The following is a 23,033-nucleotide window of genomic DNA, read 5'->3' on the forward strand; positions in this document are numbered from 1 at the left end:
CTTCCGCCCCAGCCGCAGCCGCCTCGGACAGCAGCGGCACGTCCGGGGCCGGTACGGCTCGCGCCAGTGCAGGGCGAGACGAACCTGTCGTACCTGGACTGCCTGGCCGACCGCTACCGGCTCAGCGTCAGAGACCTCATCCCCGCCCTCCTCCAGACCGGCGGAGGCCTGTTCAAGGGCTACCGCACAGACGGCGAGGTCTACCTCAACACCGAAGCCCGCGCCCGCATCTCCGCGTTCAGCCGCGTGCCCGAAGAGATCCTTGGGCGGGCCCTGCCCGCCTGGACCGCCCAGGAACCCCTCTCGCCGGACGGGGCGGGCGCGGCCGGGCGGTTCCGCTTCGGGAGCGTAGTGCCAGCCACAGGAGAAGGCTGCCGGCCGTGCACGGCCGCACGCACCGGACGGACCAAGCCCGCACGGGTGTACCTGAAACCGCACACCCGGATCTGCCCGCGCCACCAGCGGTGGATGCTCGGCACCCACTGGATCGACGGCGCGCCGGCCGACACCGAACAGGTCGGCCTGACGGGACTGCCGGAGATGGTCACGGCGCACCGGCGGCATCTGGATCTGCTGCGCCATCGGCCGGACGCGGCCCGCGCGTTCGAGGTCGCGCATGCCGTGGTCGTCTCCTGGTGGGCGCAGCAGTGGCCCGAAGAAGAGCAGTGGCCGCACCGGGTACGCCAACTCACGCCCCAGGGGGCCGATCCCGGCTGGTGGCGGCTGCTGGTCAGGGACGCGGTCACCTACCCGGAGACCGTCGCCCTCACCTCCCTCCTCACCGACGAACGCGCCAGGCAGCGGCTGCTCGCCGACACCGGCGGGCATCTGCCCCACACGCTCGCTCACGTGCCTGGTCTGGTCGGCGAACTGGCGCGGGTCACGGGGCGGCCGTGGCTTGCCGAGCGGGTCGCCTCGACCTCGGCCGGTCCTTTGCTGCTCTGGGTGCAGCACTGCGCACGGGCCGACGCAGACCCAGCCGGCGCGGACCGGCTGTGGACACTGCACATGGCGCACCGGCCCCGGCCCATCGCCCGCGAACTCACCGCCTACCGCGACGCCGCTCACAACTCCGAGAGGGCAGAGGGCGGGACGCGGCTTCACCTGGGACTTCGGCACAGGTCGGATCAGGCGTTCACCACCGGTCTGGCGCACGCCCGTGCCTACGCCGCCGTCCACGGCCACCTCGCCGCCCCGATCCACAGCCGCTTCAACGGCTTCGCCCTGGGCCGGTGGCTGTCGAATCACCGGAAATTCCCTGCGATGCCGCCCGAACACGTCGCCGCGCTCGAGGCGCTGGATCCGTGGTGGCGGCCGCCGTGGACAGTGATGTGGCAGCGCTTCTACTACCAGGCCCGCGACCACACCCGCGCCCGCGGTCCCCTGCGCCCCGAACACGGCTTCCCCACCACCAGCTTCGGCCTGGGCGAATGGCTCTACAACCAGTGCACCGGCTACGACACCCTGCACCCCGCACAACAGCGCCTCCTGGCCGACATCGGCCTCACCCCCGAGGCCGTACAGGCGGCCCGGCCCCGCCGCAAGCACATGGCCACCCACTTCCAGCGCGCCCTCGCCTGCGCCCGCTCCTGCACCGGCACCCACGGCACGCTGGTGACCGCGACCACCGATACCGTCCAGGACGGACTGAAGCTGGGGCAGTGGCTGGCCAACCAGCGCAGCAAAGACCGCGCCTACCAGAACCGCCACGGCACCCCCTCACCCCGGGCCCTGGCGCTGTCGGCGATCGACCCCTGGTGGAACCCACCCTGGACGCTGGAATGGCAGCGCTCCTGGCAACAGGCACGCACCCACGTCCAAGACGGTCACGTCCTGGACGCCGCGGCCGGGTTCCCCAGCACCAGCAGCGCGCTGGCCACGTGGCTGACCACCCAGTGCGCCCAGTACGACACCCTCCAGCCCGACCAGCAGGACCTCCTCGCCCACATCGGGCTGACCGCAGACCGGGCTCGCGGCGCTGCCGCACGGCCCGCCGAGCGCGAGACCGACGTTGCTGTCGGCCTCGGCTACGCGCGCTCCTACCACTCCACACACGGCACCCTCGCCGCCGCGATCAGTACCGTCCACGACGGGTTCGAACTGGAGCGGTGGCTGCGCCGGCAACGCCAGCACGCCCGAACCGACGCCGACAGGGGCGCGCCTCAGTCTGCTGCGGCGAAGGCGCTGACCGCCGTGGATCCGTGGTGGTGTCCGCCCTGGAGCCTGGCGTGGCAGCGCGCCTGGCAGCACATCCACGACCAGATCAAGGCAGGCCATCACCTCGACGCCGACCACCACTTCCGCAGCTTCGCCCCCGCCCAGCGCACCTGGCTACGCACACAACGCAACCACTACGACGACCTCCACCCCGACCAACAGAGCCTCCTCGCCGACATCGGCCTCACCAGCGAAACCGCCCGCACCCGGCCCCTCAACCCCTACGCCGAAACCGCGCTCGCGCACGCCCGCGCCTACGCCGCCGCCCACCACACCCTGGCCGTGGCCTACTCCACCATCCACGACGGTTTCCCCCTCGGCCGCTGGCTCAACGACCAACGCCAACAAGCCCGACGCGACACCACCACAAACGCCCGCCACCAGGCCCTCACCACGATCGACCCGTGGTGGAACCCACCCTGGGACCTGGCGTGGCAGCGCGCCTACACCCGCGCCCGCATCACACAAAGCCGCCCCACCGGCTTGCCGGCTGACGTACGAAGCTGGATCCGAGCACAACACGCCGCCTGGACACATCTACGCCCCCAACAGCAGCAACTCCTGACCGACCTGGGCATCGCCCCCGTCGGCCGCCGCCGGACCATCCGCGTCTACCCCACAAGCCCCGGACTCGCCCACGCCCGCGCCTACGCCGCCCTCAACGGCCACCTCGCCTGCAGCAAAGACACCCGCCACGACGGTTTCGCGCTGGGCGAGTGGCTGACACAAAAACGCCGCGCCGCCCGGCAAGGCCGCCTCTCCCCCACCATCACCCAAGTCCTTGAAAACCTCGACCCCTGGTGGTGCCCGCCCTGGCCCCACACCTGGCAACGCACCTACCACCAAGCCCGCGAGCAGCACGATGCCGGCCAGGACCACTCCCCCGCCCTCCAGCGATGGACCGAGCAGCAACGCACCTGCTGGAACACTCTCCACCCCACCCAGCAACACCTCCTCACCAACATCGGCATCCAACCCGAGTAGAACCGACAACACCACCACTGTCAGACCCATACGGAACAATCCCGCCATGGGCGAATCCCTCGCGACACAGTTCCTCAGCACGGACCTCGAAACGGCTTGCCCCGCCTGCGACTACCTGATGTGGGTCCGCTACTCGGAGGTCGTGGCCCAGACCGCCGTGACCTGCCCCTGCTGCTACACCCAGGTATGGCTGGTCGACGAGACCGGCAGCGCCCAGAACGCGGGCGATGTCATCCAGCAGCAGATCACACAAGCTCTGAAAGGCCTCTTCGGGTGAAGTACCAACAGCGCCTCCAGGTCGCCGTACGCGAACGCCTGCGCAAACTCATGACCGCGCCCTTCTCCAGCGCCGGCCACGAAGTCCACCTCGCCGTCACCTGGATCAACAGCCAACCAGCCCTGCGAGGCCTCCTCGAAGAAGCAGCCCAGGCCGAACAAGATCTCGACTACGAGCGCTTCCGCGCCGGCACGGACGGCGACCTGCAGTTCATCTGGTGCAGCCAGACCGAAGAAGGACGCGCCACCCTCATCTGGCGACTCATGCAGGACATCGCCCAAGGCGAGGCAACAAACCCCTCTTCCGGCTGGCGCATCGCAAGCGGCTACAGCAACAAGAGAAACATCCAAGACAGCTGGCGAGAGTTCGCCGAGGACATCCTCCAGCCCTTCTTCGACTTCCTCAGCGAACGCGTCGGCGCCGAAAGCAGCATCCTGCACACCCTCGAGCGCTACCGCACCCGCATCGAATGGTTCGACCGCGAAGAGCTCTACGCCCGCTTCGAAGCTGACCGGCCCAACGGTGAAGAGGTCTACAACCTAGACCTGCAGCGCTTCCTCTTCCTCGAAGGCGACCACATCACCCACGCCAAGCCCCGCTCAGCCTCCGGCGAAGCAGACCTCGTCGGAGAACTCGACGGCCGCGACCCCCTGGTGTGCGACGGCAAGATCTTCGACGGGAGCAGCCGCGGCAAGAGCTACCTCGTCAAAGGCGTGCACCAGATCCTCAAGTACGCCCACGACTACGGCCAGCACACCGCCTACCTCGTCATCTACAACATCACCGACAAGCTCCTCGACCTGCCCACCGACGGCACCCCCGACGCCTGGCCCCCGTACACCGAACTCACCGGCGTCCGCGTCTACTTCATCCACGTCCGAGTCCTGCCACCCACCACCACCGCCAGCAAAGCCGGCAAAGCCACCCGCGTCACCCTCACCCACGACGAACTCACCAACCCCGACACCACCTGATCGGCCGCGCCAAGTAGCAGCTCACTGGAATTGCACTACGCTCGATCAACCTGCGCACACCCGCGTATGCGCAGGTCAGACAGACACCACCCCGCCCAGCTCCACACCCTGCGAGCCCCCAGGGCATCGCGAACATCACCCACAGGAACTGAGAAACCCCAGCTCGCAGCCACAGCAACCACTCAGAAAAACTGGGCGACGACACGTTCATACGCCGCCCAGTCCACGATCTGCACCGCCGCGCCGGCGGCCTCCTGCCCCCGGCAGTGGGCGTGGTGTCTGCGGGCGATGCCGTCCAGGTCGAGGTGGGAGCCGAAGGCGGGGTGCGCCGCCAGCCGTCGTGCGTACGCCCACAGACGGGGGTGGTTGGTGATCCGGTGCACCGCTGCGGCGTCCAGGTGGTAGCGGTGCACGGTGTCCAGCTGCACCAGTGTCACCCACAGCTGTACGTCCGCGAGGGTGATTTCGCCGCCCAGCAGGTGCTTCCGGGAGGCGAGCCGCCACTCCAGCACGTCCAGCGCGCGCAGCAGGGTGGCCAGCGCGGTGTCGCGTGCCGCCGGGTCGCCGCCGGGCTGCCCGGCGCGTTGGGCGGCCCGGGTGATGCCCTGGTCGCAGAGCTGGCCCACGGCCGCGATCGCCTCGTCGGCACCGCGCGGGTGGAGATCGGGACCGTGACCGGCGAACTGCCGGGCCAGGTCGCGCAGGATGTCGGGGGTGTGCGTGCTGACGATCCGCCCGGTCCAGTTGTCGCTGAGGACCGGCGCCACGGCCGGACCGGGGTGCTGGTGTGAGCTGGCCTCGTACAGCGGACGCAACGCCTGGTGTCCGCCGCCGGGTGCGTCGGGCACGGCGGGCAGCAGCGTCACCGGCAGGGTGTCGTCGAGGCTCAGCAGGCTGTGTGTGACGGCGATCTGCAGACAGTGCGGACAGGCCGGCGAGAGGTGGAGCCGGTAGCGGTGCGGCGTGGCGTAGTAGCCGCTGCGTGCGTCACATCCGATCCTGCTCCGGAAGGACGGCACGGCGGTTGGGGATGTGGTGGGCATGCGTCTCCCTGGGGTGCTCGGTCACTGGCATACGGAGGCGACGGCACGCGGCGGCTTCGGCACGGCCGGGGCGGCGGTACTTGTGGGGGAGGGTCAGGCGTGGACGGGGGCTGGGCCGTCGGCGTGCAGGGAACTTGCCGCACTGCACACACGCACGAGGTCGATGTGGCGGCGGGACGTCAGTAGGGGCAGCGGACGGATGGCGGTACGGACAACGTCACTGCCGAGTTCCAGCGCAGCGCGGCCCATGATTCCCTACCAGTTCACTAGGATTCCTGTAGTGGAGTGTCGGGCCGCGTCCAGGCTGCGTCAAGAGGGCCGGTCGTGCCGCACCGGGACGTCTCACCACATGAGAGGGTCCCGGGCCCGCCGGTGCGGTCAGGCCGCGCGGCGGGTTTCGCAAGCGGCGAGCAGTGCGCGGACCGCCTCGACGGCGGCACCGGTCAGCGAGGGGTCCGCGCCATGCCCAGAGCGCGCGCTGAGCCGTACCGGAGAAACAGCGGGCAGGCCCTCGACCGGGGTCAGCCCCTCGGGGTGCTGGCCGCCGGGCACGGCGAGCAGCGCGGCGCCCAGTCCGGCGCGGGCCGCGTCCAGGACGCCCGCGAGATATCCGGCCTCGGCGACGACGGTGGCCTGGGTGTGGTCGGCGGCCAGCGCGGCAAGGGCGCGGCGGCGGATGACGCATGGTTCGTTGATGGCGACCAGCGGCAGCGGGGCGGGGGCGGCGGGCGGCTTCCAGCCGGGGGCGGCGTACCAGCGCAGCGGCAGTCCGCCCACGGGGGTGCCGGCCGCGGCGGTCGCCTCGGTGACGTAGACGGCGAGGTCGAGCTCGCCCCGGTCGACCGCGTCCGTCAGTCGCGCCGAGCGGTCGATCCGCACCCGGACCTCGGCTCCCGGCCGCACCTGCCGTACCGCCTCGGTGAGCACCGGGAGGATCTGGTCGGCGCCGTGCTCGGTGGCGCCGATGACGACGGTCGCGGCAGCCGGGCCGTCCTCGCCCAGCAGCCTGCGCACGGCCGCGTCATGCGTTCCGACGATCAGCCGCGCCTCCTGAAGCAGCTGGGCGCCGTGGGCCGTGAACCGGGTCTTGCGGCCGTCGCGTTCGACGACGGGACGGCCGAGCGTCTTCTCCAACCGCCGTACGTGCTGGCTGACCGCGGACTGGCTGAGCGCGAGCGCGCCGGCGGCACGGTGGAAGCCGCCGTGGTCGGCGACGGCGATCAGGCTGCGCAGCGCCACGATGTCCAGGACCGGTCGCATGGGCGCAGGCTAGCACCGATTGATTAAGGATCGTGATCGGTTTTGATGGCGAATCGTCGTTGGACGTACGTCTTTCGCCTCCTGCATGCTGGGCGCATGCCGCGTACAGCCAACGCGCCGGCCTGCGGGCCGCGTCCCCTCAGCACCGGACTCCGGCCGACGGCCGCCGGGTCGGCGGTGTGCTGCGGTGCGGGCACGTGGCTGACCCGGCGGCGGGTGGTCGATCTCGGCCGTGCCGTCACCATGCGCTGTCGCTGATCCGCGCACGCGCACATTCCCCTTGAGCCGAACCGGTTCTTGAGCTGATCCCGTACGCCCGGCGCTGTGCGGGCCCTCGACTCATGTGCGCGTCACGTTCTCCCCCGCCCACGGCACAGGTGCGCCCTGGCGCCTCCCTGAGCCCTCCCATGAATCGAGTCACCATGAGCTCTCCTCAGCCTGTCCACGCCTGGGACGAACCAGAGGGGATCGCCCCGCGTGGCACCCTCGTCCTCCTCCCCGGCCGCGGCGAACACGGCGGTGTGTACGAGCGGTTCGGCCGTCGCATTGCCGCCGACGGCTACCGCGTACGGGCCCTGACGGATCCCTCCCCCGACCCGGCGGCGGTCACCGACGAGGCCGCCAAGCTGCTGCGCGACGAGACGCTGCCCGGCCCCCGGGTGCTGGTCGGGTCCGACACCGGGGCCCTGTACGCGGCGCGGCTCGCCGCACGTGGCACACCGGGCCTGGACGCGCTGATCCTCGCGGGGCTGCCCACCGCATCGCACGCCGTCGCTGCGGCACCCGACTGGGAGGCCGAACTCGACCGGCGCACCGCCTGCCCCACCCACCGCGGCAGGCTCACCTCCGACGCGGCGTTCCGGCGTGGCGCTCTCACGGACCCACCGCCTGCCGAACTGCCTGCCCTGGACGGCATCTCCGTCCCCGTCCTCGCCCTGCACGGCGCCGACGACACGGTCAGCCCGCTCCCGGAGGCCCGCCATGCCTACCGGGCGCTGCCCGGCGTGGAGTTGGTGAGCCTGGCCGGGACCCGGCACGACGCCCTCAACGACCTCACCCATCGCACGGCCGCCGCCACGGTCGTGCTGTTCCTGGAGCGGCTGCGGCTCTCCCCGGCCCTCGCACCCATCGCCGTACGGGAAGACCTCGCGTGACCGCCCCGGTGCTGACCGGTGTGGCCGAGCTGCGCTCCCTGCTGCGCGGCGGTGTTCCGGCGCCCGTCGTCCTGGACGTGCGGTGGAAGCTGGGCGACCCGCACGGGCGCGAGCACTACGTCAGGGAACACATCCCCGGCGCCGTCTACGTCGACCTCGACACCGAACTCGCCGCCCCGCCCACCCCTCAGGGCGGCCGCCATCCTCTCCCCGACCCCGCCGAGTTGCAGGCGTCCGCGCGCCGCTGGGGCCTCACCACGGGCCGACCGGTGGTCGTGTACGACGACAGCGGCAACACCGCCGCCGCCCGCGCCTGGTGGCTGCTGCGCTGGGCGGGAGTCGAGCGGGTGACGCTGCTCGACGGGGCCCTGGGCGCCTGGCGGGCGGCAGGTCTGCCGACGGAAGCCGGCGAGCCCGAGGCCCCCGTGCGGGGCGACATCGTGCTCACGCCGGGGCGGCTGCCGGTGCTGGACGCCCATGCTGCTGCCGAAGTCGCCCGGGATACGGGGTGCTGTTGGACGCCCGCGGCGCCGAGCAGTACCGGGGTGAGAGCGAGCCGGTCGATGCGCGTGCCGGGCACATCCCCGGTGCGCTGTCCGCGCCCACGGGCGACAACCTCCGTCCCGACGGGACCTTCCGCGACGTGGAGGAACTCGCCGTGCGGTTCACGGCGCTGGGCGCCGATGACGCGACCGAGGTGGGGGTCTACTGTGGGTCCGGCGTCACGGCCGCCCACCAGATCGCGGCGCTCGCCCACGCCGGCATCCGCGCGGCGCTCTACCCGTCGCAACCCCCGTCTCCTGGTCCGCCTACTCGGGGCTCGCCGACCGGCTCCGGCTCATGGTCGAGGATCCGGGGCGGCGCTGCGCGAACGCCGACGCGACGTCCCCCGCCTCCGGCGTGGTCGAGTGGAGGCTGGCGGCCATCGACGCCGAGATCGGCCGCCTGAGCCGGCTGCGCGCCCGGCTGGCCCAGCGGACAGGACGGGTGTAGGCGCTTCCCGTTCGGTGTCGGCGGACCCTGGCAGATCTTCCCTTCCGTCCACCGAAAGCCCAGGTCAGCGACGCATCCGACGGTGCGTCAGGTGGCGCAACACTTCCGCAACACCACTATCCCTACCGGATCGGTATGGTTCCGGCCATGCCGCCCACCGACCGCATCCGAGACCACGCCGGCCAGGGCGCGCCCACCGTCGCCGCCCAGCGCACGCGGCGTCGGCTGCGCGCGGACCGGGCACGCCAGCTCGCCGACCTTCTGCGTCACCAGCTCCTCACCGGGGGCTTCCCGGCCGGCACCCTCCCGCACGAGTCGACTCTCGCCAGCGACTACCGGGCCTCCCGCAACACCGTCCGTCAGGCCCTCGACCTCCTGCGCGCCGAGGGCTTGGTGGAGCGCCTCCCCGGCGTCGGCACGGTGGTCGTCGCCGAGAAGTACCCCCATGGGCTCGACCGGCTGATGGGTCTCGCGGAGACCCTGCACGAGCACGGCCGCGTCACCAACGAGGTCCGCACCATGGGCCCGGTCCCGGCCCCCGCCCCGGTCGCCGAGCGCCTCCGCGTCCCACCCGGCACCGACGTCCTCTACATAGAACGCCTGCGCCGCCTGAACGGCCTCCCCCTGTCCCTGGACCTCACCTACATCCCCCTGGACATCGGCACGGCCCTGCTCGGCTGCGACCTGGAGAACACCGACGTCTTCCGCCTCCTGGAGTCCCTCACCGGCCAGCGCCTCGGACACGCCGACATCACGCTGGAGGCGGTCAACGCGGACGCCCATTCCGCCGCCGTGCTTCAGGCCCCGCGCGGTGCGGCCGTCCTGATGCTGGAACGTCTCACGCACCTCGCCGACGGGCGCCCCGTAGACCTGGAGTTCATCCGCTTCCGCGGCGACCGCATCACGATGCGCGGCCTGCTGCACCGCTCCCTCTGACACCGCCCTCTCCCCCACAGCAAGACCTACAGCGCGACATTCCTGGAGACAGCCATGGCCTTGGTGCCCCAGCGGGCCGACGTGCCCGTGACCATCGACGAGTCGAAGTGCATCGACGGCTGCACGCTCTGCGTGGACATGTGCCCGCTGGACTCCCTCGCCATCGACACCGACAGCGGCAAGGCGTACATGCACGTCGACGAGTGCTGGTACTGCGGTCCGTGCGCGGCCCGCTGTCCCACCGGAGCCGTCACGGTCAACATGCCCTATTTGCTCCGCTGATCCCCTTGACCTGCTCCGGTGAAAGGCCGAACCACCATGAAACGCACGGCAGTCGCAGCATCCGCAGTCGTCCTTCTGCTCCCGCTCAGCGCCTGCGGCGGTGACGCCGAGGCCGGCGGCGGCTCCACGGTCACCGTCACCGTCGGCTACCAGTCCAAGACCATCAACACGGTCACAGCCGGCACCCTGCTCCGCTCCCTCGGCTACTTCGAGAAGCAGCTGACCTCGCTCGGCGACGGCCGCACCTACAGGGTCGTCTGGCAGGACTACGCCACCGGCGCCCCCATCACCGCCCAGATGACCGCCGGGAAGATCGACATCGGCTCGATGGGCGACTTCCCGCTGCTCATCAACGCCGCCCGCGGCAAGCAACTGAACCGCCCCACCCATCTGGTCTCGGTCACCGGCTACAACCTGCGCGGTGGCCTCAACACCATCGTCACCGCACCCGACTCGGGGCTCACCTCCCTGAAGGACCTGAAGGGAAAGAAGGTCTCCACGAGCGTCGGCTCCGCCGCCGACGGCACCCTCGTACGGGCCCTGCAACGCGTCGGCATCGACCCGAACGACGGCATCGAGAAACTCAACCAGCAGCCCGCGGTGGGCGCTTCGGCTCTGGCCGCGGGCAGCGCGGACGCGCTGTCGCAGTTCGTCGCCTGGCCCGGCCTGCTCACCTACCAGGGCAAGGCGAAGGCTCTGTACGACGGCGCCCAGCTGAACCTGCCCACATTCCACGGAGTCACCGCCCGCGAGGACTTCGCGAAGGAGCGGCCGACCGTGCTGGAGGCGTTCCTCAAGGCCCAGGCACAGGCCACCGACTACCTCAACGACCATCCCGTCGCCGCCGCAGAGAAGGTCGCGAAGGCCACCGGTCTGCCCGCCGAGGTCGTCTACCTCTACAACGGCGCCCACGGCATCTCCACCTTCGACCCGGCCGTCAAGCCGCAGCTCGTCTCCGCGCTGAAGCAGGACGTGTCGGTCCTGAAGGCGGCGAAGCTGACCGGCGACGTGGACGTGGACTCGTTCGTCGACGACCAGTACGTCAAGAAGGCGCTCGGCGCCTCGTACGAGAAGCAGCTCGCGGCCACGCCACCGGCCGCCGCGAGCGAGGTGTGGCCGAAGGGCGCCCAGGAGACCAGGACCTTCAAGTCCCCGGCGCAGCTGCTCGGTTACCTGGCCGCCCACCCCGACGGCTTCCGCGCCGCCTACGTTCCCGACGCCACCACCGGCACCCTCTGGTTCGCCGGCAAGGCGGTGTGGGTCACCGACGGCGAGGAGCTGCTGCCGTTCGTCGCCCCCGCGACCGCGCAGGCGTACGCCGACGGACACGACGGGGCGCGGGTCATCACGTATGCCGATGCCCTGGAGCGTGCCTCGTGAGCCGGCCCGCACCACGAGCCGCCCGGTACGCGCTGCGGGTGGCCGCCCTCGCCGCCGCCCTCGGCCTGTGGCAGCTCCTGACCGGCCTGGACGTCGACCTGTGGCTGCGCTTCTCGCAGTTCCCCACGGTCACCGACGTCGCCCACGCCTTCGCCGACCGCCTCGCCGGGGCCGACTACTGGACGGACCTCACCGACAGCCTGACCCGCATCCTCACCGGCTTCCTGCTGGCGGCGGTGCTGGGTGTGGCGGGGGGCGTGCTCGTGGCACGCTCCCGATTGGCCGAGGACCTGCTGGGCCCGCTGCTGGAGGTGGTCCGCCCGATCCCGGCGATCGCCCTGGTCCCCGTCGCGATCCTCCTGTTCCCCTCCAACGAGCAGGGCATCGTCTTCATCACCTTCACCGCCGCCTTCTTTCCGGTCCTGGTCTCCACCCGGCACGCCGTCCGCGCGCTGACGCCCGTGTGGGAGGAGGCCGTACTCACGATGGGCGGCGGCCGGTGGCGCATCCTCGGCTCGGTCGTCCTGCCGGGCGCCCTGCCCGGCGTCTTCGGCGGCCTGTCGGTCGGCATCGGCGTCTCGTGGATCTGCGTGATCTCCGCCGAGATGATCTCCGGCCAGTACGGCGTGGGTTACCGCACCTGGCAGGACTACACGATCGTCGACTACCCCGGTGTCTTCGTCGGGATGGTCACGATCGGCGTCCTCGGCTGGCTCACCTCCACGGCCGTCGAGCTGCTGGGCCGCCGCCTGACCCGCTGGCTGCCGCGCACCTCGTACCGCCCCGGCTCGCGCCTCACGCGGCGGACGCGCGAAGCCCCCTCCCCCGCACCGGTCGGCCCCAGACCCAAGGAGGACGTGTCTCATGACCAGCTCGTCTGACGTCCGTTCACCGTCCCGCACCGGCACCCGCCTCGCCCTGCACGACGCCGCTCTCGGACGCCCCGGCACGCCCGTGCTGGACAAGGTGGACCTTGATGTGGCCCCCGGAGAGATCCTGACCGTCGTCGGCTCCTCCGGCTGTGGCAAGTCGACCCTCCTGCGCACCCTGGCCGGACTTCTGCCCCTGCTCTCCGGAGGGATCACGCAGGACGGACGCCCCCTGACCGCCCCGTCCGCCGAACGCGCCCTCGTGTTCCAGGAGGACGCCCTGCTCCCCTGGCGTACTCTGCGCGCGAACGTCGAACTTCCCCTCGCCATCAAGGGCTTGCCCCGCGCCGAACGCCGTACCCAGGCCGAGGCATGGCTCACCCGCGTCGGGCTGACGGAGCAGTCCCGGCACCTGCCGCACCGTGTCTCCGGTGGCCAGCGTCAGCGCGCCCAACTGGCCCGGGCCCTCGCGGGTGCGCCCCGTGCCGTCCTCATGGACGAACCGTTCGGTGCCCTCGACGCCCAGACCCGTGCCGGCATGCAGGACCTGCTGGTGGAGGTGCTGCGCGGCACGGGCGCCACCGTCGTCTTCGTCACCCACGACGTGGACGAGGCCCTCTTCCTCGGCGACCGCGTGGCCCTGCTGGGCGCGGGCCGCCTCATCGCCGTACGGGACGTACCGCGCCCGCGCGAGCGCGCCGCCCACGACGCTCCGGCGCGTATCGCCCTGCGGCGCGAAGTCCTCACGTCACTCGGTTCTTGAAAGGCACCCTGGTGGACACCCCCCTGCAGATCCCGGACCTCACCGACGCCGAGGAACTGACCTGCGACGTCCTCGTCATCGGCGGCGGCACCGCCGGCACCATGGCGGCCCTGACCGCCGCCGAGCACGGCGCGGACGTGCTGCTCCTGGAGAAGGCCCACGTCCGCCACTCGGGCGCGCTCGCCATGGGCATGGACGGCGTCAACAACGCGGTCATCCCGGGCCGCGCCGAACCTGACGACTACGTCGCCGAGATCACCCGCGCCAACGACGGCATCGTCGACCAGTCCACCGTCCGCCAGACCGCCACCCGCGGCTTCGCCATGGTGCAGCGGCTGGAGTCGTACGGGGTGAAGTTCGAGAAGGACGAGCACGGCGAGTACGCGGTCCGCCAGGTCCACCGCTCCGGCTCCTACGTCCTGCCGATGCCGGAGGGCAAGGACGTCAAGAAGGTCCTGTACCGGCAGCTGCGGCGGCGCGAGATGCGCGAGCGGATCCGGATCGAGAACCGGGTGATGCCGGTACGCGTGCTCACGGCGGAAGGGCGGGCCGTGGGGGCGGTGGGCTTCCACACCCGCACGGGCGCCTTCGTCACCGTCCGCGCGGGCGCGGTGATCCTGGCGACCGGCGCCTGCGGCCGCCTCGGCCTGCCTGCCTCCGGGTACCTGTACGGCACGTACGAGAACCCGACGAACGCGGGTGACGGCTACGCGATGGCGTATCACGCGGGCGCCGAGCTGACCGGCATCGAGTGCTTCCAGATCAACCCGCTGATCAAGGACTACAACGGTCCCGCCTGCGCGTATGTCGCCAATCCCTTCGGCGGCTACCAGGTCAACCGGCACGGCGAACGTTTCGTCGACTCCGACTACTGGTCGGGCCAGATGATGGCGGAGTTCGCGGAGGAAGTCGCGAGCGACCGGGGCCCGGTCTACCTGAAGCTGAGCCACCTCCCGGAGGAGTCGATCTCGGCCCTGGAGTCGATCCTTCACTCGACGGAGCGCCCGACACGAGGCACCTTCCACTCCGGCCGGGGCCACGACTACCGCACCCACGACGTGGAGATGCACATCTCCGAGATCGGCCTGTGCGGCGGCCACTCGGCCTCGGGAGTACGGGTCGACGACCACGCCCGTACGACCGTCCCCCGCCTGTACGCCGCCGGGGACCTGGCCTGCGTCCCGCACAACTACATGATCGGCGCGTTCGTCTTCGGGGACCTGGCGGGCGCGGACGCGTCCCAGTACACGCCGTACGAAGGGGAGTTGCCTCTCGACCAGCTAAAGCAGGCGCACCAGCTGATCTACCGCCCGCTGCGCAACCCCGACGGCCCGCCGCAGCCCCAGGTCGAGTACAAGCTGCGCCGCTTCGTGAACGACTACGTGGCACCGCCGAAGTCCGGCGCCCGGCTGTCGCTGGCCCTGGAGGCGTTCGAGCGGATGCATGACGACATCGCCACGATGGGCGCCCGCACCCCGCACGAGCTGATGCGCTGCGCGGAGGTGAGCTTCATCCGCGACTGCGCGGAGATGGCCGCGCGGGCCTCCCTGGCCCGCACGGAGTCCCGCTGGGGCCTCTACCACGACCGTCTCGACCACCCCCACCGTGACGACGCGTCCTGGTTCCACCACCTCGATCTGCGCAAGTCCCCCACCGGTGCGATGGAGTTCACGGCGCGTCCCGTGGCTCCCTATCTGGTCCCGGTCGACGGTCTCACCGCGATCGGCGGGCCCTCCCGCCACCTCGGCGAGGTCCACCCGGAACAGGTGGCGACCGCTGGGGCCCGGGAGGCGGCGCCGGCGGCGATACGGCAAAAGCCCGCCCTGACCGATACGACCGCCCGCCCCGGTTCCGGCACGGACACGCCGGCCACACCGCGCCTGCTCGAACTGCTCTCCCTCGCGGAGGACGAGCCCCGGCTCTCCGCCCTCGCCCCTTACCTGACCGACCCCGAGCCCACCGTTCGCCGAACGGCCGTCACCGTGCTGACGGAGACGGTGCCGCCGGGCACCGGACCGGCACTGGCCGCCACGCTCGCCGACCCCGACGCCGGCGTCCGCGCTGCCGCGGCCGCCTCACTGCGCGAACTGGTCGAGACGCTGGACCCTGAACCAGCCCTGCGCGACGGCCTCGTCGCCGCCCTGTCCGAAGCCGACCCCGTCGCCCGTGCCGCCGCACTCGACGTCCTGCGTGCCCTGCGCCTCGGCGCCACCGGGCTGTTCGCAGGCTCCCTTTCGGACGCGGACATCGCCGTGCGTATCGCTGCCGTGCGAGCACTCGTGTCGGTCGACGCCGCCGGAGAGCTGGCCCGCGCGGCGACCTGCGACCCGTCCCGCGAGGTCCGCGTCACCATCGCCAAGGCCCTGGCCACCGTGACCGCGGGACAGTTCGACGACACCACGTCGGGCGGCCCCGGACCCGACATGGTCCTTGCGGCCCTCACCGAACTCATCGACGATCCCGACGCCCTGGTGCGTGCGGCCGCCTACGAAGCACTGGGCACGACCGGCTGCCCGGCGCCCCTGGCCGCACACGCGGACGCGGCCCTGTCCGACCCGGCCTGGCAAGTGCGGGCCGGCGCGGCCACCGCCCTCTCCCTCGCGGCCCCCGGCCTCGCCGTACCCGCCCTCGCCAAGGCCCTCGCCGACCCCAACGCCGACGTCCGCAAGGCCGCCGTGGCAGCACTGACCCGGCACCGTGCCACCGAGGACGCCCGAGCGGCCCTGGCCACGGCGAAGACGGACACGGACGCGGACGTCAGGGCCTATGCGACCCGGGCACTGTGAGCGAACCGCTGCGACGCAGACGACAGCTGCGGAGCGCGGGTAGCGACGTGGGCCGTACTGACAAGGGCCCTCACAAGCCATGCGGAGGTTGACCGAGCTTCCGCGACTGTGCGCCGAGGCCGAGGGAAGCCGGTGGTGCTCGATCCGGCATTCGCCCGTACCGTCGGCATCGCATCAGGCATCGTCGTCGGACGGCTGCGCCCGGCCGCCCGCCCGCCACTGGCAAGCCCAGACTGCTCAGCCGGACATCATCCGGAGCGCCCCTTTCGAGGGTGATGCGTTCCGCGTCACGGAGGGCGGCCTCGCGGGCGAACTCGGCGGCCGGCTCGGCGGCGAGGGCGTCCGCCTCGGCGCGTCGGCGATCACGTGGGTCATCGCCGGCTCCCGGCGTCCGCGAACGGGATCTGAGCAACGGGCTGTGCGGCCGTCGCGCCGCGGAACGGATGGCTCCACAGCCCGCGCGCCTGAAGCCGTGGCAGGACGCCCTCGCCGAACCAGTACGCCTCCTCCAGGTGCGGGTAGCCGGAGAGCACGAACTCGTCGATGCCGAGGGAGTGGTACTCCTCGATGCGCTCGGCGACCTCGTCATGGCTGCCGACCAGTGCGGTGCCCGCGCCGCCGCGGACCAGGCCGATGCCGGCCCACAGGTTGGGGTGGATCTCCAGACGGTCGCGGCCGCCACCGTGCAGGGCGAGCATCCGCTGCTGCCCCTCGGACTCGCTGCGGGCGAGCCCGGCCTGGACCGACCGCACGGTTTCCGGGTCGAAGCCCTCCAGGAGACGGTTCGCCTCCGCCCACGCCTGCCCGGAGGTGTCGCGGGTGATGACGTGCAGCCGGATCCCGAAGCGCACGGTGCGGCCCTCCTCGGCCGCCAGCCCTCGGATCCGGGCGATCTTCTCGGCGACCGCGGCCGGCGGCTCGCCCCAGGTGAGGTACACGTCGACGTGCTTGGCCGCGACCTCCCCGGCGAGGGGCGAGGACCCTCCGAAGTACACCTCCGGCACCGGGTCGGGCAGCCGGGCCAGCTTCGCCTCCTCGACCCGGAGGTGCTCACCGGTCAGGTCGACGGTCTTCCCTTGCCACAACCCCCGGACGATCTCCAGGAATTCGCCGGTCCGGCGGTAGCGGGCATCCTTGTCGAGGAAGTCGCCGTAAGCCTTCTGCTCGTGGCTCTCGCCACCGGTGACCACGTTGAGCAGCAGCCGTCCGCCGGTCTGCCGCTGGAAGGTGGACGCCATCTGCGCGGCGAGCGTCGGCGAGACGAAGCCGGGCCGGAAGGCGACCAGGAACTTCAGCCGCTCGGTGTTCTGGCTGACCATCGCCGTGGTCAGCCACGCGTCCTCGCACCATGCGCCGGTGGGGGTGAGCGCGCCCACGAAGCCCAACTCCTCGGCCGCACGGGCGATCTGGCTCAGATAGGCGACCGTCGGCGGCCGGTCACCGCCGGTCGTGGTGACCGGGGTGCCGTGGCCGCCGCCGACGACGTGGCGGCTGTCGCCATTGGTGGGCAGGAACCAGTGGAAGGTGAGGGACACGTGGGCCTCCGATGGGGGATTGGTTCGTCAGAGCAGGCCGTGCCGGGGCGGCCGTGTGCCGTTGAGCAGGTAACGGCCTATGTGCTGGACCTTCCAGCGGGCCGGGTCGTGCAGGGTGTGGGTGCGCGCGTCACGCCAATGGCGGTGCAGGCCGGCGGAGTCGAGCGCCGAGCGGGTGCCGGAGACCTCGAACAGGGCGCTGCCGACCTCCACGGCCGCCTCCGCCGCCGTCACCTTGGCCGCAGCCACCGCTATCGAGGCTTCCGCCGCGGAGTCGTCCGTCAGCTCGGTGCGGGCGGCGTCCACGGTTCTGGCTGCGGTGGCGAGCAACGCGTCGGCGGCCCGCACCCGGATGGCCAGTTCCCCCAGCCGTTGGATCAGCAGCGGGTCGTCGGCGGCGGTCGGGTGTCCTTCGTCGACGCTCTCGAACCAGGGACGGCTCTTCGTGCGCACGAAGTCCACGGCCTCGGCCAGCGCTCCGGAGGCGATCCCGGCGTCGATGGCGGCGTGCAGCAACTGCGCCACCGCACCGTGGAGCTGCGGTCCCCGGAAGGTGAGGTGGTGCGGCACCACACGGTCGGCGGGCACCGGCACCGACTCCAGGCGGACGGTTCCGCTGGCGGTGGTGCGCTGCCCCATGCCGTCCCAGTCGTCCACGACCGTGAGGCCGGGGGCCTCCCGCGGCACGAAGGCCACGTGCAGGTTGTCGTCGTCGGCGCGGGCGAGGACCGGGACCCAGTCGGCGAAGAGGGCGCCGGTGGAGTAGTGCTTGACGCCGTCGAGGACGTACGACCCGTCCGGGCGGCGAGCGAGCCGGGTGCGGATGTCCAGCACGTGCTTGGTTCCCGCCTCGGACTGGGCGTTGCCGAAACGCTTGCCTCGCAGCACCTCGCCGAAGAGGAACCGCTGCTGCTCGTGGGTCCCCTGCCGGCGCAGCACACCCACGTACACGAAGTGGCTCTGCGGGATCTGGGCGAGGCTGGCGTCGGCGGCGGCCAGCAGCCGGAAGATCTCGGCGAGCGTCTCCACGCGGACGTCCGCGCCGCCGAACTCGGCCGGCACCGTCACCCCGAGCAGTCCGGAGGCGGACAGCCGCCCCAGCTCCGCGTGCGGCAGCCGGCGGAGCGCGTCCCGCTCCGCGGCGCCCTTGCGGAAGTCCGCGGCCAGCTCGGCGGCGACGGCGAGGGCCTCCCCGTCGCCGCCGATCACGGCCGGGGCGCTCATCCGGTGGCCGCCAGCAGCGTCGTACGGCCGCCCAGCGCGAGCGAGAACTGGTCCGTGACCTGGGCCAGCGCCTCGGCCGAGGCGGGCGCGACGATCAGCGAGCCGTCGTCGCCGACCGTGATGTCCTTGTCGAGCGTGAACCACCCCGGTGTGATGTGCGCGGGTCCCATGGAGGCGAGGACCGGCCGCAGGGCGTAGTCGATGGCCAGGACGTGGGCGGTGGAACCGCCGGTGGCCAGGGGCAGTACGGTCTTGCCCGCCAGGGCGTACTGCGGGAGGAGGTCGAGCAGTGACTTCAGCAGGCCGGAGTAGGCGGCCTTGTAGACGGGGGTGCCGATGACGACGCCGTCCGCGTGCTTGACCAGGGCGCTGGCCTCGACGATCGCCGGGTGAGCGAAGTCGGCGTGCAGCAGGGCCTCGGCCGGCAGCGTGCGGACGTCGAACGGGATCACCTCGTGGCCCTGGGCCGCGAGCCGGTCGTCGAGGTGGCGCAGCAGCCGGGCGGTGCGGGAGGTGGGAGAGGGACTGCCGGAGACGGAGAGGATGGTGGCCATGGGAGGGACCTTTCAGGAGTACCAGGTGGGCTGCGGCAGTTCACCGGTGAGGACGTGGCGGCCGACCTCACGGCGTTTGTAGGCGACGGGGTCGTGGAGCGTGTGGGTGCGGATGTTGCGCCAGAAGCGGTCGAGGCCTTCGGCGGAGGCGGTGGCGCGGGCTCCGGTCACCTCGAAGATGCGGTGGGTGATCTCCAGGGCGACGTCGGTGGCGCGGGCCTTGACGGCGGCCACCCGCACCTCGAACTCGCCCCGGGCCTGTGCGGTGACCGCGTCCGGGTCGTCGTGCAGCTTCTGGCCCTCGTCGGCCACGGCGTCGGCCAGGGCCTCGACGGCCCACAGCTGGGCGGTGAGGTCGCCGTAGATGTCGATGACGTAGGGCTCGTCGACGGCGTGCTCGTGGCCGCCGTGCAGCCAGGGCCGTGACTTGGTCCGGGTGTAGGTGGCGGCGGTCTTCAGCGCTCCGGCGGCGATGCCGAGGTAGAAGTTGACGAAGACGAGCTGGATGGTCGGCACGTTGAGGGTGTTGTACACGCGGGGCCGGAACTGCTTGTCCACGTATCCGGCGGCGGCGGTCCAGGGGACGCGTACGGCGTCGAGGGTGACGCCGCCGCTCTCGGTGAGGCGCTGGCCGATGTTGTCCCAGTCGTCGTGGAAGGTCAGGCCCTCGCTGTCGGAGGGGACGATGGCGAAGACGTGGTCGTCGGTGCCCTCCAGGACGCCTTCGAGGACGGTGACGTCGGAGACCTTGCTGCCGGTGGAGAAGGTCTTGCGGCCGGTGAAGGTGAGCGTGTCGCCCTCGTCCTTCACCACCACGTCCTCGTCGCGCGGGTTGACCGCGCCGCCGAAGAACCACTGGTTGCGGGCGGCCTCGGCCTCGACGTGCTCCCACTGTTCGCGGGTGCCGACCAGGCGGGCGGCCCAGTTCCACAGGTAGTGGTAGCCGAGCAGCTGGCCGATGGAGCCGTCGGCCTTGGCGACCTCGCGGACGACGCGGTAGGCGGTGGTCCAGTCCTGGCCCGCGCCGCCGTGCTCGACGGGGCCGAGGAGGGTGACCAGGCCGGACTCCTTCAGCAGCCGGACCTCCGCGTACGGGGTGGCGGCGGCCTTGTCCCGGGCGGCGGCGTCGGAGGCGAGGACGGCTGCGATCTCGGCGGCGCGGGCGATCCAGCCTGCGGCGTCGGTCGGGTCGGGGGCGGTCTTCCAGTCGGCCGGTGCGGCGGTGCTCATGGTGGGACCCTTTCGGTCTCGGGTGGGGGAGGGTTCGGGGCGTGCGGTCAGGCGCGGGCGGCGACGGGCTCCGACTCGAACTGCCGGGCCTCCAGTTCGCGTACGAGGGGCAGCACCCGCTTGCCGAAGTACTCGACCTCCTCGTGGTAGTGCAGGAAGCCGAGGAGGAAGAGGTCGACGCCGAGCCGCTTGTAGGCGACGATCCGCTCGGCGATCTGCTCGGGCGTGCCGATCAGGCCGGTGCGGAAGCCGTCGTTGTACTGGACGAGGTCTTCGAAGCTGGAGTCCTGCCACATGCCCTTGCCGTCTGCGGTGGACTGCCCGGCCTGCTGGACGGCGGCGCGGAAGCCGTGGACGGCCGGTGTGTCGGCCTTGGCGACGATCTCGCGGAGTGTGTCGCGGGCCTCGGCCTCGGTGTCGCGGGCGATGAGGAAGCCGTTGAGGCCGAACTTCGGTGCTGTGCGTCCGGCTTGGGCGGCGGCGGCGCGGACGTCTTCGATCTGCTCGGTGACGCCGTCGAAGTCCTTGCCGTTGCTGAAGTACCAGTCGGAGACGCGGCCCGCCATGGTTCGGGCGGCGGTGGAGTTGCCGCCCTGGAAGATCTCCGGGTGCGGACGCTCGGGGGTGTTCAGCGGCTTGGGCTTGAGGGAGAAGTCGCGCAACCGGTAGAAGTCACCGGCGAGTTCGGTGTGGTCCTCGGTCCAGATCTGGCGCAGGGCGGTGATGAACTCCTCCGCGCGGCGGTAGCGCTCGTCGTGCTCCAGCCAGGGCTCGCCGAGGGCCGTGAACTCGCCTTTGAACCAGCCGCTGACGACGTTGACGGCGAAGCGGCCGTTCGACAGGTGGTCGGCGGTGGCGCCGAGCTTGGCGAGGACGCCCGGGTGCCACAGGCCGGGGTGGACGGCGGCGATGACCTTCAGCCGCTCGGTGGCGAGCAGCAGGGCGAGGCTGAAGCTGGTCGACTCGTGCTGGTACTCGGCGCCGTAGCTGGCCATGTAGCGGACCTGGCTGAGGGCGTAGTCGAAGCCGTTGTTCTCGGCCAGCACGGCCAGTTCGCGGTTGTAGTCGTAGCTCCAGTCGGTGCGCTGCTCGATGGTGCTGGTGACCAGGCCGCCGCTGACGTTGGGTACCCAGTAGGCGAAGCGGACGGGGTCGGGTCCGGGGGGTGCGGGCATGGGGAACTCCTGGCGGGAATGCGCATGCGAAAAGGCGCGTGCGGTGACAGGGAAACGTGTTCAGTGATCGGGATTCAGGCGTGCGGCGACGGCGTTCCCGGGACGGCAGAAATCACCACGGAAAAGGCCGGCAGTGGAATCCAGGAAGGGCGTGTCGGCGCAGGTTCGAGGGTTTCCGTCGGGTGCGCTCAGACCCGACAGCGACAGCAGGAGCTGGAGACACGCGCGAGGTCGACGTGGCGTCGCCGCGTGAGGTCCTGTCGCTTCATGCCTTCGATCAAAGCAGTGGGGGTACGGCCGGTCAAGAATGCCCGGATGTCATTTCACATGCTGAGAGTCGGTATTCACGAGGTTGTGACAGGGATTCCCTTGAACGCGGCGCGCGGTGAACGGCAGTCTCCTTGCCGTGCGTATCGAACAGCTCGAATACATCGCTGCCGTCACGCGGTTGGGGTCGCTGCGGCGCGCCGCAGAAGAACTGCACCTGTCCCAGCCCGCGCTCAGCGAGACCGTACGCAACCTGGAGCGCGAACTCGGCGTGGACCTGCTGGAGCGGAAGCGTTCCGGGGCGAAGATCAGCGACGAGGGCCGGGAACTGCTGCCGTACATCATGACCGTGCTGGATGCGGTCGACCGGCTGCGTGGCGCGGCCGGCGACCAGCACCGCATCAGCCGCATGGTCCGCCTCGGCACGGTCAACACGGCCACCGTCCCGCTGGTCATACCCACGGTGCGGGAGTTCCGGGCCTCGCACCCGGCCACCCAGGTCGAGTTGGTCGGCGCACAGCAGTCCGAGATCCACCGCGGGCTGCTGGAGGGCGCGTTCGACCTGGGGCTGGTGAACTACCTCGGAGGCGACGACATGCCACCCGGCTTCGAGACCACCGAACTCCTGCGGGGCCGGCCGGTGGTGTGCGTGCGCCCGGACAGTCCGCTCGCGGCCCTGGACGCGGTGGACGTGGACAGCCTCCTGGCCGAGCCGCTGGTCGTGATGCGGTCCGGCTATGTCATGCACCGCTTTGTCCACCGTCTGCTGGGCGGCCGTACGCCGTCCTTCTCGTACTCCACCGACGGCGCCGAGATGGGCAAGCTGATGGTCGCCGAGGGACTGGGAGCCACGGTGCTGCCCGACTTCAGTGTCATCGGCGATCCCCTGGAACGGCGGGGCACGATCACCGTACGGCCGCTGGCCGGGGACGCGGCCGACGTGCTGCTGATCCTGCAGCGCCGGCACTCCGGTTCCGTCCCGCGAGCCGTCCGCGATCTGCACGAGCTGTTCGTGCGCAACGCCCGTGCATGCCAAGCCCTTTCCTGAGTCAGACATCGCGCTGTCCCCGTCCGGTCAGCGGATGTTGCTCGGAACGGCTGGCCTCAGTCGAGCGCAGCTCCCGCGAGTT

Annotated in this window: 20 protein-coding genes and 1 pseudogene; 13 read left to right on the plus strand and 8 right to left on the minus strand. The window is 71.4% G+C overall.

Annotated elements, in window-relative coordinates; all coding sequences use genetic code 11:
• Nucleotides 1-66: 66 nt before the first annotated feature.
• Genes ACFY2L_RS25965 through ACFY2L_RS25975 form a run of 3 tightly spaced genes read left to right on the plus strand, consistent with a single transcriptional unit; the run spans nucleotide 67 to nucleotide 4,452 of the window.
• On the plus strand, nucleotides 67-3,201 hold the full coding sequence (locus tag ACFY2L_RS25965; protein WP_390823521.1) for a helicase associated domain-containing protein: 3,135 nt from the start codon (nucleotides 67-69) through the stop codon (nucleotides 3,199-3,201).
• Between the two features lie 46 nt (nucleotides 3,202-3,247).
• Nucleotides 3,248-3,478 carry a hypothetical protein gene (locus ACFY2L_RS25970; RefSeq protein WP_390823522.1) on the plus strand — a complete coding sequence of 77 codons (231 nt, stop codon included), beginning with the start codon at nucleotides 3,248-3,250 and terminating at the stop codon, nucleotides 3,476-3,478.
• Nucleotides 3,475-4,452 carry a hypothetical protein gene (locus ACFY2L_RS25975; protein ID WP_390823523.1) on the plus strand — a complete coding sequence of 326 codons (978 nt, stop codon included), beginning with the start codon at nucleotides 3,475-3,477 and terminating at the stop codon, nucleotides 4,450-4,452. The genes ACFY2L_RS25970 and ACFY2L_RS25975 overlap by 4 nt, the downstream gene beginning before the upstream one ends.
• 182 nt (nucleotides 4,453-4,634) lie before the next feature.
• On the opposite strand, the gene ACFY2L_RS25980 is transcribed toward ACFY2L_RS25975, so the two are convergent.
• Both ACFY2L_RS25980 and ACFY2L_RS25985 read right to left on the minus strand, forming a co-directional pair.
• A complete protein-coding gene (locus ACFY2L_RS25980) occupies nucleotides 4,635-5,495 on the minus strand; it encodes a glutathione S-transferase C-terminal domain-containing protein (RefSeq protein WP_390823524.1) in 861 nt (286 codons plus the stop codon).
• Between the two features lie 378 nt (nucleotides 5,496-5,873).
• Complete coding sequence (locus tag ACFY2L_RS25985; RefSeq protein ID WP_390823525.1) at nucleotides 5,874-6,755, minus strand: LysR family transcriptional regulator; 882 nt, start codon at nucleotides 6,753-6,755, stop codon at nucleotides 5,874-5,876.
• A 422-nt stretch (nucleotides 6,756-7,177) separates the two neighbouring features.
• Between ACFY2L_RS25985 and ACFY2L_RS25990 the strand changes: the two genes are divergently transcribed.
• From ACFY2L_RS25990 to ACFY2L_RS26030, 9 genes and pseudogenes are all read left to right on the plus strand, one after another.
• Nucleotides 7,178-7,909, plus strand: a complete 732-nt coding sequence (locus ACFY2L_RS25990; RefSeq protein WP_390823526.1) for an alpha/beta hydrolase — start codon at nucleotides 7,178-7,180, stop codon at nucleotides 7,907-7,909.
• A gap of 8 nt (nucleotides 7,910-7,917) precedes the next feature.
• Nucleotides 7,918-8,726 (plus strand): annotated as a pseudogene (locus ACFY2L_RS25995) (sulfurtransferase); the annotation flags it as partial.
• Between the two features lie 23 nt (nucleotides 8,727-8,749).
• Nucleotides 8,750-8,902 (plus strand): hypothetical protein, encoded by a 153-nt coding sequence (locus tag ACFY2L_RS26000; RefSeq protein WP_390823757.1) that lies wholly within the window; start codon nucleotides 8,750-8,752, stop codon nucleotides 8,900-8,902.
• Between the two features lie 147 nt (nucleotides 8,903-9,049).
• Nucleotides 9,050-9,838: a GntR family transcriptional regulator gene (locus ACFY2L_RS26005; RefSeq protein ID WP_390823527.1), complete on the plus strand. Its 789-nt coding sequence runs from the start codon at nucleotides 9,050-9,052 to the stop codon at nucleotides 9,836-9,838.
• 54 nt (nucleotides 9,839-9,892) lie between these two features.
• The gene (locus tag ACFY2L_RS26010; protein ID WP_390823528.1) at nucleotides 9,893-10,120 is read left to right on the plus strand and encodes a ferredoxin family protein; all 228 of its coding nucleotides are present in this window, start codon (nucleotides 9,893-9,895) and stop codon (nucleotides 10,118-10,120) included.
• A gap of 36 nt (nucleotides 10,121-10,156) precedes the next feature.
• Nucleotides 10,157-11,500, plus strand: a complete 1,344-nt coding sequence (locus ACFY2L_RS26015) for an ABC transporter substrate-binding protein (RefSeq protein ID WP_390823529.1) — start codon at nucleotides 10,157-10,159, stop codon at nucleotides 11,498-11,500.
• Complete coding sequence (locus ACFY2L_RS26020) at nucleotides 11,497-12,381, plus strand: ABC transporter permease (RefSeq protein ID WP_390823530.1); 885 nt, start codon at nucleotides 11,497-11,499, stop codon at nucleotides 12,379-12,381. The genes ACFY2L_RS26015 and ACFY2L_RS26020 overlap by 4 nt, the downstream gene beginning before the upstream one ends.
• Nucleotides 12,365-13,132 (plus strand): ABC transporter ATP-binding protein, encoded by a 768-nt coding sequence (locus ACFY2L_RS26025; protein ID WP_390823531.1) that lies wholly within the window; start codon nucleotides 12,365-12,367, stop codon nucleotides 13,130-13,132. The genes ACFY2L_RS26020 and ACFY2L_RS26025 overlap by 17 nt, the downstream gene beginning before the upstream one ends.
• Nucleotides 13,133-13,143: 11 nt before the next feature.
• Nucleotides 13,144-15,918: a fumarate reductase/succinate dehydrogenase flavoprotein subunit gene (locus ACFY2L_RS26030; protein WP_390823532.1), complete on the plus strand. Its 2,775-nt coding sequence runs from the start codon at nucleotides 13,144-13,146 to the stop codon at nucleotides 15,916-15,918.
• A 371-nt stretch (nucleotides 15,919-16,289) separates the two neighbouring features.
• On the opposite strand, the gene ACFY2L_RS26035 is transcribed toward ACFY2L_RS26030, so the two are convergent.
• The 6 genes from ACFY2L_RS26035 to ACFY2L_RS26060 form a co-directional block, all read right to left on the minus strand.
• Nucleotides 16,290-17,453, minus strand: a complete 1,164-nt coding sequence (locus ACFY2L_RS26035; RefSeq protein ID WP_390823533.1) for an LLM class flavin-dependent oxidoreductase — start codon at nucleotides 17,451-17,453, stop codon at nucleotides 16,290-16,292.
• A gap of 27 nt (nucleotides 17,454-17,480) precedes the next feature.
• Nucleotides 17,481-18,677 carry an SfnB family sulfur acquisition oxidoreductase gene (locus ACFY2L_RS26040; protein ID WP_390823534.1) on the minus strand — a complete coding sequence of 399 codons (1,197 nt, stop codon included), beginning with the start codon at nucleotides 18,675-18,677 and terminating at the stop codon, nucleotides 17,481-17,483.
• On the minus strand, nucleotides 18,674-19,231 hold the full coding sequence (gene ssuE / locus ACFY2L_RS26045; RefSeq protein ID WP_159765178.1) for an NADPH-dependent FMN reductase: 558 nt from the start codon (nucleotides 19,229-19,231) through the stop codon (nucleotides 18,674-18,676). The genes ACFY2L_RS26040 and ssuE overlap by 4 nt, the downstream gene beginning before the upstream one ends.
• Nucleotides 19,232-19,243: 12 nt before the next feature.
• Nucleotides 19,244-20,461 carry an acyl-CoA dehydrogenase family protein gene (locus ACFY2L_RS26050; protein WP_390823535.1) on the minus strand — a complete coding sequence of 406 codons (1,218 nt, stop codon included), beginning with the start codon at nucleotides 20,459-20,461 and terminating at the stop codon, nucleotides 19,244-19,246.
• A 47-nt stretch (nucleotides 20,462-20,508) separates the two neighbouring features.
• A complete protein-coding gene (sfnG, locus tag ACFY2L_RS26055; protein ID WP_390823536.1) occupies nucleotides 20,509-21,636 on the minus strand; it encodes a dimethylsulfone monooxygenase SfnG in 1,128 nt (375 codons plus the stop codon).
• Between the two features lie 188 nt (nucleotides 21,637-21,824).
• Entirely contained in the window at nucleotides 21,825-21,905 is an 81-nt protein-coding gene (locus ACFY2L_RS26060) for a putative leader peptide (protein ID WP_351078001.1), read from the minus strand.
• Between the two features lie 137 nt (nucleotides 21,906-22,042).
• Here ACFY2L_RS26060 and ACFY2L_RS26065 point away from each other — a divergent pair, with 137 nt between their 5' ends.
• Nucleotides 22,043-22,951, plus strand: a complete 909-nt coding sequence (locus ACFY2L_RS26065) for a LysR family transcriptional regulator (protein ID WP_390823537.1) — start codon at nucleotides 22,043-22,045, stop codon at nucleotides 22,949-22,951.
• The last annotated feature ends 82 nt before the right edge of the window (nucleotides 22,952-23,033 follow it).

It is taken from the genome of Streptomyces sp. NPDC001381 (assembly GCF_042895685.1).
Taxonomy (GTDB): Bacteria; Actinomycetota; Actinomycetes; order Streptomycetales; family Streptomycetaceae; genus Streptomyces.